This window comes from Cystobacter fuscus DSM 2262 (genome assembly GCF_000335475.2).
GTDB lineage: Bacteria > Myxococcota > Myxococcia > Myxococcales > Myxococcaceae > Cystobacter > Cystobacter fuscus.
Map to the genome: position 1 here is coordinate 456,444 of NZ_ANAH02000011.1, position 17,002 is coordinate 473,445.

The following is a 17,002-nucleotide window of genomic DNA, read 5'->3' on the forward strand; positions in this document are numbered from 1 at the left end:
GCCCGCGGCTTTCCGCGGCTCGGAGGCTCCCGGCTTGTGGCACATCCCTCCGCGCGGGAGCAACCCTGGAGCACGGCAGGCGGCATGAGTGGATCCGACACGGACGATTCGGGGCAGCCCCCGCGCGACGAGCGCGTCGAGAGCGGCATTCCCCGCCTGGATTTCATCCTCAAGGGGGGCTTCAAACAGGGCGGCATCTACGCGCTGATGGGCCCGCCCGGCAGTGGCAAGACGATCCTCGTCAACCAGCTGTGCTTCAACCACATCGACAAGAGCGAGGGGCGGTGCGTCTACATGACGCTGCTCATCGAGTCGCACGCGAAGATGCTGCGCCACCTCGCGTCGTTGAGCTTCTTCCGGTTGGAGGAGATCCCCGAGAATCTCTACTACATCAGCGGCTACAAGGTGGTGCGGGACCAGGGCTTCAGCGGGCTCCTGGAACTCATCCGCGGCACGCTGCGCGAGCGCAAGGCCACCGTCTTCGTCATCGATGGCATGGAGAGCGCGGAGCAGTTCGCCCCCACCGCCCAGGCCTATGGCGAGTTCGTGCACTCCCTCCAGGCGCTCGCCAGCCTCCTGGGGTGCACCACGTTCCTCGTCTCCAACGTGCGCGATCGCACGCACACGGAGAACGCCCTGGTCGACGGCGTCGTCGAGCTGTCGGATCGGCTCATCGGCCCGCGGGCGGTGCGCGAGCTGACGGTGCACAAGTTCCGGGGCAGCGACTACCTCCGGGGCCGTCACGAGGTGGAGATCTCCTCGGACGGCATCTCCATCCATCCCCGGACCGAGGTGCAGTTCGCCCATCCGGGCCCCTCTTCCCGCGAGTCGCGTCTGCGCATGGCCTTCGGCCTGCCCCGCTTCGACGAGATGCTCGGGGGAGGGCTGCTCTCGGGGTCCACCACCGCGCTCGTGGGCTCGCCCGGCACGGGCAAGACGCTGCTCGGACTCTCCTTCCTGGTGGAGGGGGCCCGGCGGGGTCAGCGGGGCACGTACTTCGGCTTCTATGAGCCTCCCCCCCGCCTCATGGAGAAGGCCGAGGAGGTGGGCATCCCCCTGGGGCGCTACGTCCGGGACGGCAGCATCTCGCTGGAGTGGCAGCCTCCACTCGAGCACCTCATGGACTCGCTGGCCGAGCAGCTCCTGGAGAAGGTCCGGGCCGAGTCGACCAGGGAGCGCCGGCGCCTGTTCATCGACGGGGCCGAGGGCTTTCGCGCCGCGGCGGTCTACCCGGAGCGCGTCCCCATCTTCCTGTCGGCGCTCACCAACCAGCTGCGCTCCCTGGACATCACCACCGTCATCACCGACGAGCTGGAGCTGTTCCAGTCCGAGCTGGTGCTGCCCACCCCCGAGCTGGCCAACGTGGCGGAGTCCGTGGTGCTGCTGCGCTACGTGGAGTTGCGCTCGCAGATCTACCGGCTCCTGTCCGTCATGAAGATGCGCGAGAGCCGCTACGACACCTCGCTGCGCGAGTTCCACATCACCCCCGGCGGCATCGACGTGGCCGAGTCCTTCCAGAGCGCCGAGTCCATCCTCAGCGGGCTCGGGCGCGTGCGGGAGGCGCATGGGATGATCAGGCCCAACAAGGCCCCGAAGAAGAAGGGAGCGGGGACCCTCAAGCCGGCGGGCAAGAAGCGCGCGCGGCCCTCGGGGAGGGGCCGTTGAAGACCATCCTGGTCGTCGAGGACGAGTTCGACGTGCAGCAGGTCGTCGCCGACGTGCTGAAGGACGAGGGCTATGAGGTGTCCGTGTGCGGCTCCGGCGCCGAGGCGCTGCGGCGCCTGAGCGAGTCCCGCCCGGATGTCGTCCTCCTGGACGTGATGCTTCCCGTGCTCTCCGGCCTCCAGGTGCTGGAGGTGATGCGCAAGACGCCGGGCCTGGACCGGGTGCCCGTCATCCTCATGAGCGAGGCCATTCCCAGGATCGCCCAGTCCTGGCAGCTCTTCCTCAAGAAGCCCTTCCGGCTCGAGCAGCTCCTGGACGCGGTCAACCGCGTGTCCTCCCCGGATGGGCGGGGCTGAGCCCTCACTCTGGGTGTGACGTGACGGAGTAAGTGTGTGCGATGACTGGCGATTTCTACCGCGGGGCTGTGCGCCCCTCCGGACGGGTCGACGCCTCCGGGACGAATCGCTACCCTCGCGCCCGTGCCCTCCACTGACAAACCCGTCGTCAAACATCGCAAGATAGGTGCCTACCGTGTGCTCGGAGAGCTGGGCCGTGGTGGCATGGCCCAGGTGTACCGAGGGCTGCACGAGATGCTGCAGCGCGAGGTGGCCATCAAGGAGATGCTCGCGGACCCGCTGAGGGACAAGGAGTCCGTGTCGCGCTTCCGCCGCGAGGCGCTCGCGCTCGCCGCCTTCCGTCACCAGAACATCGTCACCCTGTACGATCTGGTGGAGAAGAACGACGTGCTCTTCATGGTGATGGAGTACGTGGATGGGCCCACGCTGCACGAGCTCATCAAGGAGGGCGCGCTGCCCCCCGAGGTGGGTGCCGCGGTGGGGGCGCGCATCGCCGACGCGCTGGAGCACGCCCACTTCCGCCGCATCATCCACCGCGACCTGAAGCCCGCCAACGTGATGCTCACCAAGGCGGGGGACGTGAAGCTGATGGACTTCGGCGTGGCCAAGGACGTGGGCCTGGAGGCGCTCACCGCGCAGGGCATGGCGGTGGGAACGCCCTCGTACATGTCCCCCGAGCAGGTGACGGGGGCGCCCATCGACGGACGCACGGACCTGTTCTCCCTCGGGGTGCTGATGTACGAGTCGCTCGCCGGGCAGCGCCCCTTCCTGGGCCGCAACGCGGGCGAGGTGTTCGCCCGCATCCGCGAGGGCGCCTTCAAGCCGCTGCACAAGGTGGCGCCCCAGGTGCCCAAGGCGCTGGCGGACATCATCCACCGCGCCCTGCGCGTGAAGCCCGAGGAGCGCTACCCCAACGCCGCCGCCATGCGCCGCGACCTGGAGGCCTTCCTGTCGCCTCGTCTGGGCATGTCCTGCGAGGCCTTCCTCGTGGGCTTCCTGCGCCACCGCGAGAAGCTCACCGAGAGCGAGGCGCTGGCCCACCTCACCCAGGAGGAGCTGGGCGTGGCGGGCAATCTCGCCAAGGAGTCGGCACCCGTGCGGCCGTGGAAGCGCTGGCTCGCCGCCTTCGCCATTGCCGCCGGAGGGGTGGGGGCTGGACTGCTGTCCACCCAATCCTATTGGATGGAGCTCGTGCAGCGGCTCTCCGTCCGCTGACGTCTCCGGAGCGGCTCCATGGGAAAGGTTCTCACCGCGGTTCTTGGTCTCGCCCTGCTCGGGGGCGGTGCGTGGTACGCCCTCCAGCGCGCGGCGGCGGGGGACTCCACCGCCCCTGGCACCAGCGCGCCCAAGCGGCAGCTCGACAACGTGCGCGGCGCCGCCAGCCGCATCGAGTCGGAGGCGGACGCGCGCGCGAAGGAGCTGGAAGCGAAGATGCGGGCGGACCCCTGACGGAGCCTACTTGCGGCGCGCCGGGGCGGCCTTCTTCGCGCTCCGAGCCGGCTTCTCGTGGGTGACGGTGATCACCGTGCCGATGCCGCCGCGCACGAAGAAGTCCCCCTCCACCGTGAGCTTGCGCGGCTGGATGGCGCGCACGATGTCGTCGGCGATCGTGTTGGTCACCTTCTCGTGGAAGGCGCCTTCATCGCGGTAGGACCACATGTAGAGCTTGAGGCTCTTGAGTTCCACGCATAGTGTGTCCGGCACGTAGCGGATCCGGAACCGGGCGAAGTCCGGCTGCCCCGTGAGGGGACAGAGGCAGGTGAACTCCGGCACGTCGAAGGCGATCTCATAGTCGCGATCCGGCGCGGGGTTGGGGAAGGTCTGCAGCTCCTTGGTGGGCTGGGTGGGTTGGGACGGGGCACGTTGGGAAGCCATGGCGGATGTCGTCTAACACACACCTCGGGGATTCCAGACGCCAATGGTGAACGCTCTCCTGCCTCCCGGGCTGTCGGGTTGTCCGGCCCTCAACGAGATCGACCCCTGGGAGGGCAGGAGTGAGCCGGGCCATCTTGTCGGCGCGACGGGCAGGGCGTAACTCCTCATGTTGTCCCCCATGCTGCCGCCTGATTTCTCAGATCTGCTCGCGTGCGTCCCCCAAGGGGTGATGCGGTTGGGCGCGGATCTGCGGGTGGAATGGCTGGAGCCGGACTTCACCGCCAAGACGGGGGTGGCGCTCCAGGTGGGGGACTTCGTGTTCTCCGCGCTGGAGTCCGGGCGGGGCCGGGATGACCTGGAGCGGGCCCTGCGCGAGGGACGCAGCCACTCGGGCCACGTCATCACCGTGGGACTCAAGCAGACGCGCATCCAGGTGCGGCCCTCTCGTCCCGGCATGCCCCCGGGTACCTGGTTGCTCTTCGAGTCCTCGGGCGCCGATGACGACGTGGCCTTCTCCCAGGCGCTCCAGGAGATCGCCCGCGAGGTGGGCGAGACGCTGGACGTGGACAGCGTGTGCAAGGCGGCGGTGCTGGCGGTGGTGCGCTGCGCCCAGGTGCGACGGGCGGAGGTGTTCCTCACCGAGGATGGTCAGGCGCCTCGTCGGGTGGCGGTCTCGGATCTGGCCAACACCGAGACTCCCGACGACGCGCTGGACCAGCACGCCGACTCCTTCGAGGCGGCGCTCGTCACCCGCCAGCCCCAGATTGGCGTGCAGCGGGGGATGGGGGACTCGGCCGGCTCCATCTTCGCCGCGGTGCCCCTGTTGTCCCAGAAGCGCGCCCTGGGACTGCTCGTGCTCTACAAGGAACAGGGCCGCTCCTTCTCGCTGCGCGAGCTGGAGTTGTGGAGCGCCGCGGCCGGGCAGGTGGCGGTGTCCGTGCAGAACGCGCGCCTCTTGCGCGAGGCCCAGGCGGCCCTGCGGGTGCGCGAGGAGTTCATGTCCATCGCCTCGCACGAGCTCAAGACGCCGCTGACCCCGCTCAAGCTCACCCTCTACTCCATGGAGCGGAGAATCGCGCAGGGCCAGCCGGTGGAGCTCTCCAGCGTCATCAAGTCCAAGCGTCAGGTGGAGCGGCTGGCGGGGCTGGTGAATGACCTGCTGGACGTGTCGCGGCTGGAGCTGGGCCGGCTGTCGTTGCAGCCCGCGCCCCTGGAGATGGGCCACCTGGTGGCGGAGGTGGTGGACCAGTTCCGCCACGCCTTCGCGCGGCCCTTCTCCCTGGTGGTGCCGCGCGAGCACCTCTGGGTGCGCGGCGATCGGGACAGGCTGGAGCAGGTGCTCGTCAACCTGCTGGAGAACGCGAACAAGTACAGCCCGGCGGGCGAGCTCATCGGCGTGGAGGTGGAGTCGCTGGCGGGCCAGGCCCGCATCCACGTGAAGGACCAGGGCATCGGCGTGCCCGCGTCGGATCAATCCCGGCTCTTCGAGCGCTTCTACCGGGCGGCCAACTCCTCGCATCGCCACTTCGGCGGCCTGGGGTTGGGCCTGTTCATCAGCGACTCCATCGCGCGGCTGCACGGCGGCGCGCTGTCCATGTCGAGCTCCGAGGGACAGGGCTCCACGTTCACCCTGTCGCTGCCGCGCATGCCGGTGGGCGAGGTGCGCCGGCTGCCCCGGCGGGTGCTGCTGCTCGACGAGGATCCGAAACAGGAGGCGGCGGCCGAGCGGATGCTGTGCGCCGAGGGCTTCGAGGTGCTCACCGCCAACGGGGGCGTGGAGGCGCTGCGCCGGGCCTCGGTGCTGCCCGTGGACCTGGTGCTGTTGTCCTCGAGTGTTCCTCCCACCCACCTGGGCATCTTCCTGGCGGCCTTCGCGGAGCTGCCGCGCGCCCGGCCCATTCCCATTGTCCTGGCCGGAGCCACCCGGCCCGCCTGGGCCCAGCCGGACGCCGCCGTGTGCGCCCGGCCCTACCACGGCGCCGAGCTGCTCGCCGCGGTGCACGCCCTGATCGGCCACGGGGAGGAGGGAAGCCGCTCCAGCGAGCCCCCGGGCGCCGCTCCCACCACCGCCTCCCTGGAGCCCCTGGCCGCACTCCCGGCCGCCTCCCAACTTCACTCCTAGCGAAGGCGACGATCCGCTGCCCGCCCGCCTGCTCCATGCGCTGGCTCGCGGACTCTTTTTCCCTTCACCGGAAGCAACGCGTTAGAGTTGCCGGTTCACGCGTGGTTCCATCCGCCGCGAGGGGAGCACTACTGATGCTGCACCGAGGCCCGGGCCGTTATGGGTTGTACGAGCCGGACACCGAACACGATGCCTGTGGAGTGGGTTTCGTGGCCCACATCCGGGGCGAGAAATCGCGCAGCATCGTCGAGGAAGCGCTCGAGCTGCTCAACCGGTTGAGCCACCGGGCCGCCGCGGGCAGGGACCCGGAGACCGGAGACGGTGCCGGCATCCTGCTGCAGATTCCCCATCGCCTCTTCGAGCGCGAGCGGCTGGGCTTCACGCTGCCGCCGCGCCGCCAGTACGCCATCGGCATGGTGTTCCTCCCGGCGGACCCCGAGGCCCGCATCGCGTGCGAGGCGGCCCTGGAGCAGGTGGTCACCGACGAGGGGCAGCGCGTGCTCGGCTGGCGCGACGTGCCGGTGCAACCCGAGCACCTCGGCCGGCTGGCGCGCGAGCGTGCGCCCGTCATCCGCCAGCTCTTCGTCGCCCGGCGCCGCGTGGTGCCCAGCGCCTTCGAGCGCAAGCTGTTCCGCATCCGCAAGCTCACCGAGCGGCGCATCCAGGACCGCGATCTGGATCCGGATGGCCAGTTCCACGTGGCCAGCTTCTCGGCGGAGACGCTCATCTACAAGGGCCTGCTGCTGCCCCGGCAACTGCCGCTCTTCTACCCGGACCTCCAGCACCCCGAGTGCGTGAGCGCCCTGGGGCTCGTCCACTCGCGCTTCTCCACCAACACCTTCCCGACGTGGGACCTGGCGCAGCCCTTCCGCTACATCGCGCACAACGGGGAGATCAACACGCTGCGCGGCAACCGCAACTGGATGAACGCGCGGCGCGGCCTGTTGCAGTCGGCCAAGTTCGGAGGAAGCCTGGAGCCGCTCTTCCCCATCATCGTCCCGGGCAAGAGCGACTCGGCGCAGTTCGACAACATGGTGGAGCTGCTCTTCCTGGGCGGACGTCCCCTGCCCCACGCCATGATGATGATGATCCCCGAGGCGTGGGAGGGCCACGCGCTCATGGGCGACGAGCGGCGCGCCTTCTACGAGTACTCCAGCGCGCTCCTGGAGCCGTGGGACGGGCCCGCCGCCATCGCCTTCACGGACGGGCAGCTCATCGGCGCCACGCTGGACCGCAACGGCCTGCGCCCCGCGCGCTACCTCGTCACCGAGGATGACCGCATCATCCTCGCCTCGGAGACGGGCGTCATCGACGTGCCCGCCGCCCAGGTGCGCCGCAAGGGCCGCCTCACCCCGGGCCGCATGCTGCTGGTGGACACGCTCGAGGGCCGCATCCTCGAGGACGAGGAGGTCAAACGCGACATCTCCACGCGCTGGCCCTACCGCCGCTGGCTCGAGCGCAACGTCGCCACGCTGGACGACCTGCCCACCGAGCCCGCGCCGCCGCGGCCGGGCAACGAGGAGCTGTGGCGCCAGCAGCGCGCCTTTGGCTACACGGACGAGGACGCGCGCCTGTTGCTCAAGCCCATGGCCGAGGAGGGCAAGGAGCCCACGGGCTCCATGGGCACGGACACGCCGCTGGCCGTCCTCAGCGACCAGGCGCCCACGCTCTTCAACTACTTCCACCAGCTCTTCGCGCAGGTGACCAACCCGCCCATCGATCCCATCCGCGAGTCGTTGGTGATGACGCTCGCCACGGGCCTGGGCCCCGAGGGCAACACCTTCGAGGAGACGCCGGAGCAGTGCCACCGCCTGTCCCTGCCGGGCCCCATCCTCACCAACGGGCAGCTCGCCACGCTGGCGGCCATCCGCAACGAGGGCGCCTTCGAGACGCAGCGCGTGAGCCTGCTCTACCCGCTGCACGAGGAGGGCGCGAGCCTGGAGGCCGCGGTGGAGCGGCTGTGCACCGAGGTCGTCGAGGCGGTGGACGCGGGCGTGAGCATCCTCGTGCTCAGCGACCGGGGCGTGGACGCGGCCCATGCGGCCATCCCCGCGCTGCTCGCCGTGTCCGCGGTGCACCAGCGGCTCGTGCGCGACGGCATCCGCATGTACACCGGCCTCGTGCTGGAGACGGCCGAGGCGCGCGAGGTGCACCACTTCGCCTGCCTGTTCGGCTACGGCGTCTCGGCCGTCAACCCCTACCTCGCCCTGGACTCGTTGCGCGCCATGGCCGAGTCGGGCGAGCTGTCGGTGGACGCGGACAAGGCCCAGGCCAACTTCGTGCACGCCATCGAGGAGGGCGTGCTCAAGGTGATGAGCAAGATGGGTATCTCCACGCTCCAGTCCTACCGCGGCTCGCAGCTCTTCGAGATCGTCGGCCTGGAGCGCTCGCTGGTGGAGCGGCACTTCACCGGCTCGCCCTCGCGCGTGGAGGGCGTGGGCCTGGCGGAGCTGGGCCGCGAGGTGCGCGAGCGCCACGCGCGGGGCTTCGGGGCCGCGGCCGAGTTCGAGGCGGAGCAGCTGCCCGTGGGCGGCCAGTACCAGTGGCGCCGCCGGGGCGAGACGCACAAGTGGAACCCGTCCACCATCGCCCTGTTGCAGCAGGCGGCGCGCACCAACGACGCCGCGGCCTTCGCCGAGTACTCCCGCCTGGCGGATGACGAGAGCCGCGCGCACTGCAACCTGCGCGGGCTGCTGGTCGTCGCGGAGGAGGGGTGTACGCCCGTGCCGCTGGAGCAGGTGGAGCCCGCGAGCGCCATCGTCCGGCGCTTCGTCACCGGCGCCATGTCCTTCGGCTCCATCAGCGCCGAGGCCCACGAGACGCTCGCCATCGCGATGAACCGCATCGGCGGGCGCTCCAACAGCGGCGAGGGCGGCGAGGAGTCGCGCCGCTACGTTCCGGACGAGAACGGCGACCTGCGGCGCAGTGCGATCAAACAGGTGGCCAGCGCCCGCTTCGGCGTCACCACCGAGTATCTCGTCAACGCCGCCGAGCTGCAGATCAAGATGGCCCAGGGTGCCAAGCCCGGCGAGGGCGGGCAGCTGCCCGGGCCCAAGGTGGACGAGCGGATCGCCAAGGCGCGCTGGAGCACGCCCGGCGTGACGCTCATCTCCCCGCCGCCGCACCACGACATCTACTCCATCGAGGACCTGGCGCAGCTCATCTACGACTTGCAGTCGGTGAACCCCACGGCGCGCGTGAGCGTGAAGCTGGTGAGCGAGGTGGGCGTGGGCACCATCGCCGCGGGCGTGGCCAAGGCGGGCGCGGGCGGCGTGGTCATCTCCGGCTACGAGGGCGGCACGGGCGCCTCGCCCCTGTCGAGCCTCAAGCACGCGGGCCTGCCGTGGGAGCTGGGGCTGGCCGAGGCGCAGCAGGTGCTGGTGCACAACGGCCTGCGCGGCCGCATCCGCTTGCAGGTGGACGGCGGCCTGCGCACCGCCCAGGACGTGCTCGTCGCCACGCTCCTGGGCGCCGAGGAGTACGGCATGGCCACCGCGAGCCTCATCGCGCTCGGCTGCATCATGCTGCGCAAGTGCCACCTCAACACCTGCTCGGTGGGCATCGCCACCCAGGACGCGGGGCTGCGCGAGCGCTTCCACGGCAAGCCCGAGCACGTGGTGAACTTCTTCTACATGGTGGCCGAGGACCTGCGCCGCCGGATGGCCTCCCTGGGCGTGCGCCGGCTGGACGAGCTGGTGGGCCGGGTGGATCTGCTGCGGCAGTTGCCCGCCTCGGACCACTGGAAGGCGAAGAAGGTGAACCTGTCCTCGCTGCTGACGCCCTCGCGCGCCCCGGAGACCGAGGACCGGCGCTGTGACACGCCCCAGATGAAGGACGTGTCGGATCACCTGGACCACGAGCTCATCCTCCAATCCAAGGCCACCCTGGATGGGGGCGCGCCCACGCTGCTGGTGCGGCCGGTGAGCAACACCCACCGCGCGGTGGGCGCCATGCTCTCGGGAGACCTGGTGCGCCGCTACGGGGCCCAGGGTCTGCCGGATGGACGGCTGCGCATCCGCCTCCGGGGCTCGGCGGGACAGAGCTTCGGGGCCTTCCTCGCCAACGGCGTGACGTTGGAGCTGGAGGGGGATGCCAACGACTACCTCGGCAAGGGGTTGTCGGGCGGGCGCATCATCGCCTACCCGCCGCAGGACAGCCGCTTCCTGCCCGAGGAGAACGTGCTCGCGGGCAACACGGTGCTCTACGGCGCCACGGCGGGCGAGGTGTACCTGCGCGGGCTCGCCGGCGAGCGCTTCGCGGTGCGCAACAGCGGCGCCCAGGCGGTGGTGGAGGGCGTGGGCGACCACGGCTGCGAGTACATGACGGGCGGCGTGGTGGTGGTGCTCGGCCCCACCGGGCGCAACTTCGCCGCGGGCATGAGCGGCGGCACGGCCTTCGTGCTCGACCGCGACCGCTCCTTCCGGGGCCGCTGCAACCTGGAGATGGTGGAGCTGGAGTCGTTGGTGGACGAGTCGGAGCTGTGGCTCGTGCACGGGATGATCGAGCGGCACCTGCACCACACCGGCAGCACGCTGGCGCGGCGGGTGCTCGACAACTGGGAGCTGATGGTGCCTCAGTTCGTGAAGGTGATGCCGACCGACTACAAGCGCGTGCTCCAGGCCCGCCGCGCTTCCCGCCGGCCCCCGCCGGCCCAACTGCCGCGCCTGCACGTCGTGGGAGGAGAGTAGACCATGGGCAAGACGACGGGTTTCCAGGAGTGGCAGCACGTGCCCGCGCCGAAGCGGGAGAAGTCCGAGCGCCTCAAGGACTGGCGCGAGTTCACCCTCCCCCTGCCCGCCGACGAGGCGAAGCGGCAGGCGGGGCGATGTATGGACTGTGGTGTGCCCTTCTGTCACCAGGGCTGTCCGCTGGGCAATCCCATCCCCGAGTTCAACGACGCGGTGTACCGGGGCAAGTGGAAGGAGGCCTTCCTCGCGCTCAGCGGCACCCACAACTTCCCCGAGTTCACCGGCCGCCTGTGCCCCGCGCCCTGCGAGGCCGCGTGCGTGCTCAGCATCGATCAGGATCCCGTCACCATCGAGCAGATGGAGAAGGAGATCATCGAGCGCGCCTTCGCGGAAGGGTGGGTGAAGGCCCATCCGCCCGCGCACCGCACCGGCAAGCGCGTGGCGGTGGTGGGCTCGGGCCCGGCGGGGCTCGCGGCGGCGGCGCAGCTCAACCAGGCGGGTCACCACGTCACCGTGTTCGAGCGGGATGACCGTCCGGGCGGCATGCTTCGCTACGGCATCCCCGACTTCAAGCTGGAGAAGTCCGTCATCGACCGGCGGATCAAGCTCCTGGAGCAGGAGGGTATCGAGTTCCGCTGCGGCGTGGACGTGAGCCGCGAGCCGGGCTGGCGCGCGTTGCGCGAGCAGTACGACGCGCTGGTGCTGGCCGTGGGCGCCCAGCGCGGCAAGGATCTCCCCGTGCCCGGGCGCGAGCTGTCCGGCGTGGTGATGGCCATGGACTACCTGACGCACCAGAACCGGGTGGTGGCAGGGCTCGCCTCGCTCGAGCCCCGGTTCAACGCGGCCGGCAAGCGGGTGATCATCCTCGGCGGTGGCGACACGGGCTCGGACTGCCTGGGTACGGCGCTGCGTCAGGGCGCGGCGCACGTGATGCAGGTGTCGTACGCGCCCCCGCCCCCCGCGGTGCGGGCGCTGAACAACCCGTGGCCCCGCTGGCCGCTCGTCTTCCGCACCTCGTCCAGCCAGGAGGAAGGCGGCCAGCGCGAGTTCGGTCTGGTCACCCAGCGCCTGGAGGGGCAGGACGGCCAGCTCAAGGCCTTGCACTCGGTGAAGGTGGAGCTGACGACCGGGACGGACGGCAAGCCCGCGCTCGCGGAGATTCCCGGCTCGCAGACGGCCCACCCGGTGGACCTGCTCGTGCTCGCCATTGGCTTCACGGGAACGGACAGCCACACGCTGTCCGAGGAGCTGGGGGTGAAGCTCACTCCCCGGGGCACCGTGCAGGTGGACTCCCACTTCGCCACCTCGGCGGACGGTGTGTTCTGCGCGGGTGATGCGAGCCGCGGGGCAAGCCTCGTCGTCTGGGCATTCGCGGATGGGCGCGAGACGGCCCGCTCCGTCGACGCGTACCTCTCCCGGGGCACCTCCGCGCTGCCCACGCGCGGCAAGGACTGCGCCGTCGGCTGAGGCGCCCGGCTGAAGTGTGTGCTTCCCGTCCTTGGACGCATCGAGGCGGGGTGAGCGCGCGGGGTCTTCGCTAGCCTCGCGCCGCTTCAACCCCCCTCGAGGAGGCGCACACATGAAGGTCTACGGTCATCCGATGAGCACCTGCACCCGCAAGGTGCTCACCACGCTGGCGGAGAAGGGTCACACGTCGCACGAGTTCGTGCTGGTGGACCTCATGAAGGGCGAGCAGAAGTCGCCCCAGTACCTGGCCAAGCATCCCTTCGGCGTCGTTCCCTTCCTGGAGGATGACGGCTTCTCGATGTACGAGTCGCGCGCCATCATCCGCTACCTGGACGCGCGGCTGCCGGGCCCCAAGCTCACCCCCAGTGACTACCCCTCGCTCGGCCGCATGGAGCAGTGGATCAGCGTCGAGCAGTCCAACTTCACGCCCCACTGCATGGACATCGTCCGTGAGCTGGTGTTCAAGCGCGGCGGCAAGCCCGACCTGGACAAGGTGAACAAGGGCCGGGATGGCTGTGCCCGGGCACTCGACGTCGTCGACCGGGCCCTCCTGTCGCAGGGCCACCTCGCGGGGGATCTCTTCTCGCTCGCGGACATCTGTTGGCTGCCCTACCTGCAGTACCTCTCGATGACGCCCCATGCCTCGCTCATCACCGAGCGTCCCCACGTGAGTTCCTGGTGGCGGCGCATCAGCGCCCGCCCCTCGTGGAAGAAGGTCACGGGGTAGTCCGGGTCTCTCCGGCGGGACGGTGCCTTCCCGGCTGCCCTGCATGATGGCGGGTTCGGAAACGAGCCCCCAGCGCCTCCGGGAGTTATCCTGGAGGTCATGTCGCGGCAACCACTTGCGAAGTCGTCCTCGTCCTTCCCCTCCCGGCTGTCTTCCTGGCTCACGCCGTCTCGGTTGAGAGAACTCGTGGAGGCCCGGGTCTACGCCCGGGGCGAGGAGCTGGCGGACTCGGGGGGCGTGACGAAGTGGTCGGTGACGCCCACGGGCCTGGAGGGAGATGTCCGAGGCCCGGGCCGAGCGCTCCACGACGTCGTGCTCTCCGTGGACGAGCAGGGCCTGGATGGGGATTGCTCCTGCGAGCGCTACCTCCTGAGTGGGTTCTGCGAGCATCTGGTGGCGCTGGCCCTGGTGTGGAACAGGGCCCAGGCGCCCGAGAAGCCCGCCGAGTCCACCTCGTCGCGGCCGCGGACTCCAGAACAGGTACGGGCGTGGCTGGCGGAGCATCAGGTTGCCCACTTGGTGCGCGTGCCCCTGATGGAGGTGAAGCCCTTCCTGCCTCACTCGACCGAGTGGCTCCACCTCCTGTTCCGGATCGCCCATCACCCCCTGGTCTCGCTCCTGGACGGGACCCTGCGGCCCTCCTTCCTGAATCCCCCTCGCATTGACGTGCTGGAACGCGCGGCCTGGGCCCGGGTGGAGGCCGAGGTCGAGTCCGTGCGTCGGGGACTGGAGCGCGAGCGTCTCCATCCAGGGCCTCCACCTCCCACGGACGCGCGCCTCGCTCCCCTGGTCCAGGCGCTGCACCGGCTCCGGGCCCGGGTGCGTGAGCACGTCGTGCCCCGGGAGCTGCCCACGAGTTCCCTCACCTTCGTCATTCATGGCGAGCCTCCCGCCTTCCTCGTGTACGAGCTGCCTCCTGGCCATGCGCACATGACGGTGGGGGAGGCGCCTGCCTCGCGGGCGGTGAGGGTGGAGCTGTCGCGAGTGCTCGAGGGCGGGGAGGCGGTGGTGTGCTCGCACTGCGATCCCTCGCGTCCCGCGCGCTGTGTGCATGCCGTGTCCGCGCTGGACCGGGTGATGGAGACCCTGAGCGAGACGCGGCGGGCGGAGGAGAATGCCCGGCTCGCCGAGCGGCTCTTCGTGGAGCCGGGCCGCAAGCTCCTGGAGGCACTGGACAAGGCCCGGGTGTTGGCGGACGTCCGCTCCGCTCCGGCTTCGGGCGCCCAGGTGAGCTTCCGTCTGGAAGGGGTGGAGTCCGGCGCGCCCCGGTTGCGGCCCCTGCTGCACCGGCCCGCGAAGAAGGGAGGCGTGTCGAAGGGGAGCCTCGTGTCGCCCCGTGACACGGCCGAGGCCCGTGAGCTTCTCACCTGCCCCGAGGAAGAGCAGGCGCTCGAGCTGTGCCTGTTGATGGAGCGGCAATACGGCGCGGCCGAGCGTCACCCCTTGCTGGTGCAGGCCTTGAAGCTGCTCGCGCACGGCCACCGGTTGGTGCTCGACTCACGGCGGGACACTCCACTCCGGGTGCGCGCCCTGCCGCTCGGCTTCTCTCTCGATGAGGGGGAGCCGGATGAGGACGAGCTGTGGGTGGAGCCGAGCGTGGAGGGCCTCGCGGTGCTGGAGTGGGCCCGGGAGAAGCTGCGCGACCGCTCTCCCCTGCCGTGGCTGCTCGTGCACGGCGAGGCGCCCGAGCCGCCGGAGTTGGTGCTGGTGTCCGTCTCTCCCGCGGCCATGGCGGTGTTGAGCACCGTGGTGGAGCAGGGCGGCCGGCTGCCGCTCGCGTGGCGCGCGGAGCTGTTGGATCGGCTCGGCGGCGTGGAGTCGGCCTTTCCACTCTCCCTGCCACCCTCCCTGGAAGGGCGCGAGGTACCGGCCGAGCCGGGACTGCTGCTGCGCCTGCGGCCCACGGGAGCGGAGTCCCTGGAGGGACAGTGGTTCGCGCGGCCCCTGTCCGGGGCTCGGCCCCGAGTGCCGGGAGAGGGGGTCGACATCGTCCGGGGCTCGCGCGAGGGCGAGCGCGTGTGGACGCGCCGGAACCTGGAGGACGAGCGGGCCCGGGTGGCCACGGCGATGCAGTGGCTGGGCCTGCCGATGGTGGAGCCGGGCCGCTTCGAGCTGATGGGGGCGGAGGCGTCGCTTGGTTTCCTGGAGCGCCTGGAGGAGCCGGAGCGCCCCGCGTGGGACGTGGAGTGGGAGGAGCGTCCCTGGCGCCTGGTGCGGACACCGGAGGCAAAGGGGTTGAAGGTGTCGGTGCAGCGGGAGCGGGATTGGTTCAGCGTGAAAGGGGGTGTGAAGGTCGAGGACGAGCGGGTGGAACTGGCGGTGCTGCTGGACGCGCTGCGGCGGGGCCACCGGTACGTCCCCCTGGGCAAGGGCCGGTGGCTGCGGATCACCCAGGCGCTGCGCGGGCAACTCCAGCCGCTGGCGGACGTGGCGCATGCCTCGCGTGGCCATTGGGAAGTGGGGGCGGCGGCGGTGCCCGCGCTGGACGCGCTGGCCGAGGCGGGCGCCGACGTCGAGGCGCCTCCGGACTGGCGCCGGCTGGCCGGACGCATCCGGAAGGCGGGGCGCTTGGAGGTGCCGGTGCCCGCCGGGCTTCGGGCCGAGCTGCGTGACTACCAGCGCGAGGGCTTCGAGTGGATGGCACGGCTGGCCGAGTGGGGTGGGGGAGGGTGCCTGGCGGACGACATGGGGCTGGGCAAGACGTTGCAGACGCTCGCGCTGCTGCTGCGCCGCGCGCACGAGGGCCCCGCGTTGGTGGTGGCGCCCACCTCGGTGTGCTTCAACTGGCTGCGCGAGGCGGAGCGCTTCACGCCGTCCTTGAAGATGCATGCCTACCGGGACGCGGAGCGCGAGGCGTTGTTGTCCCGTGTGGGCCCGGGGGACGTGGTGGTGGTGAGCTACGGCCTGCTGACGCGCGAGCTGGAGCGCTTCACGCCCGTGTCCTTCGCCACGCTGGTGTTGGACGAGGCCCAGGCGGTGAAGAATCCCGACACGGCCCGGGCCCGGGCGTTGTGCTCGCTCCAGGCCGAGGCGCGCATCGCGCTCTCGGGCACGCCGGTGGAGAACCGCCTGTCGGAGCTGTGGAGTCTCTTCCGGCTCGTCTTTCCGGGGCTGCTGGGCAGCCGGGAGTCCTTCCGCCAGCGCTTCGCGGGACCCATCGAGCGCGACAAGGATCCCGAGGCGCGCGCGGCGCTGGCGCGGCTGGTGCGGCCCTTCCTGTTGCGGCGCACCAAGGCGCAGGTGGCGCGCGAGCTGCCCGCCCGCGTGGAGACGGTGGTGCCCATCACCCTGTCCGAGGCGGAGCGCCGGCTGTACGAGGACACGCGCCTGGCGGCGCTCGATCGCATCGCGAAGGCGGAGGGCCCGGAGAAGCGCTTCGCGGTGCTGGCGGCCCTCACGCGCTTGCGGCTGGCGGCGTGTCACCCGCGGTTCGTGGACGCGGACTCCCCGGTGCCGTCCTCCAAGCTGGAGCGCCTGCTGGAGCTGGTGGACGGGCTGCGCGCCGAGGGGGGCCGGGCGCTCGTCTTCAGCCAGTTCGTCAAGCACCTGACCCTGGTGCGCGAGGCCCTGGAGGCGCGGGGCGTGTCCTCGCAATACCTGGATGGGGGGACACCGGCCGCCGAGCGGGAGGCACGCGTGGCGGCCTTCCAGGGCGGTGAGGGGGATGTCTTCCTCATCTCCCTGAAGGCGGGCGGCACGGGCCTCAACCTCACCGCGGCGGACCATGTCTTCCACCTGGACCCCTGGTGGAACCCGGCGGCCGAGGATCAGGCCACGGATCGGGCCCACCGCATCGGCCAGACCCGGCCCGTCACGGTGATGCGCCTCATCGCCGAGGGCACCATCGAGGAGGCGATCCTCGCGTTGCATGAGGAGAAGCGCGACCTGGCCAGCAGCCTGCTGTCGGACGCGGACGGGGCCGCGGCGCTCTCCACCGAGCAACTCCTGGGCCTCTTGCGCGCGAGCGCCGATGGGGAGCGTGCTGGCTGAGCGGAGGTTTTCGCGCGGAGTGCTTCGCGGGCGGCCTCCCTCCGCCGCCTCGTCGCGGGGGGGAAGAGCGGGTAGGGGAGGACGCGCGCGCGGGGGCAGTGCTAGGGTGCCC

The 17,002-nt window shown here is 70.8% G+C and carries 10 protein-coding genes; 9 read left to right on the forward strand and 1 reads right to left on the reverse strand.

What is annotated here, in order from left to right; all coding sequences use genetic code 11:
* Nucleotides 1-84: 84 nt before the first annotated feature.
* The 4 genes from D187_RS22170 (at nt 85) to D187_RS22185 (ending at nt 3,470) form a co-directional block, all read left to right on the forward strand.
* Entirely contained in the window at nt 85-1,665 is a 1,581-nt protein-coding gene (locus tag D187_RS22170; RefSeq protein ID WP_002622833.1) for a DUF7125 family protein, read from the forward strand.
* A complete protein-coding gene (locus tag D187_RS22175) occupies nt 1,662-2,021 on the forward strand; it encodes a response regulator (protein ID WP_002622834.1) in 360 nt (119 codons plus the stop codon). Before D187_RS22170 ends, D187_RS22175 begins: the two co-directional genes overlap by 4 nt.
* A 204-nt stretch (nt 2,022-2,225) precedes the next feature.
* Nucleotides 2,226-3,236, forward strand: a complete 1,011-nt coding sequence (locus D187_RS22180; protein WP_043430967.1) for a serine/threonine-protein kinase — start codon at nt 2,226-2,228, stop codon at nt 3,234-3,236.
* A gap of 18 nt (nt 3,237-3,254) precedes the next feature.
* Nucleotides 3,255-3,470 (forward strand): hypothetical protein, encoded by a 216-nt coding sequence (locus D187_RS22185; protein ID WP_002622836.1) that lies wholly within the window; start codon nt 3,255-3,257, stop codon nt 3,468-3,470.
* 6 nt (nt 3,471-3,476) lie between these two features.
* On the opposite strand, the gene queF is transcribed toward D187_RS22185, so the two are convergent.
* Nucleotides 3,477-3,896, reverse strand: coding sequence for a preQ(1) synthase (gene queF / locus D187_RS22190; RefSeq protein ID WP_002622837.1), 420 nt, complete (start codon nt 3,894-3,896; stop codon nt 3,477-3,479).
* 178 nt (nt 3,897-4,074) lie between these two features.
* Here queF and D187_RS22195 point away from each other — a divergent pair, with 178 nt between their 5' ends.
* The 5 genes from D187_RS22195 to D187_RS22215 all read left to right on the forward strand — a co-directional run bounded on the left by D187_RS22195 (nt 4,075) and on the right by D187_RS22215 (nt 16,890).
* Nucleotides 4,075-6,018 carry an ATP-binding protein gene (locus D187_RS22195; protein ID WP_002622839.1) on the forward strand — a complete coding sequence of 648 codons (1,944 nt, stop codon included), beginning with the start codon at nt 4,075-4,077 and terminating at the stop codon, nt 6,016-6,018.
* A gap of 134 nt (nt 6,019-6,152) precedes the next feature.
* Complete coding sequence (gene gltB, locus D187_RS22200; RefSeq protein WP_002622840.1) at nt 6,153-10,706, forward strand: glutamate synthase large subunit; 4,554 nt, start codon at nt 6,153-6,155, stop codon at nt 10,704-10,706.
* Nucleotides 10,707-10,709: 3 nt separating this feature from the next.
* Complete coding sequence (locus tag D187_RS22205; protein ID WP_002622841.1) at nt 10,710-12,173, forward strand: glutamate synthase subunit beta; 1,464 nt, start codon at nt 10,710-10,712, stop codon at nt 12,171-12,173.
* A gap of 112 nt (nt 12,174-12,285) precedes the next feature.
* Entirely contained in the window at nt 12,286-12,900 is a 615-nt protein-coding gene (locus D187_RS22210) for a glutathione S-transferase family protein (RefSeq protein WP_002622842.1), read from the forward strand.
* A gap of 99 nt (nt 12,901-12,999) precedes the next feature.
* Complete coding sequence (locus D187_RS22215; RefSeq protein WP_002622843.1) at nt 13,000-16,890, forward strand: DEAD/DEAH box helicase; 3,891 nt, start codon at nt 13,000-13,002, stop codon at nt 16,888-16,890.
* Nucleotides 16,891-17,002: the final 112 nt, after the last annotated feature.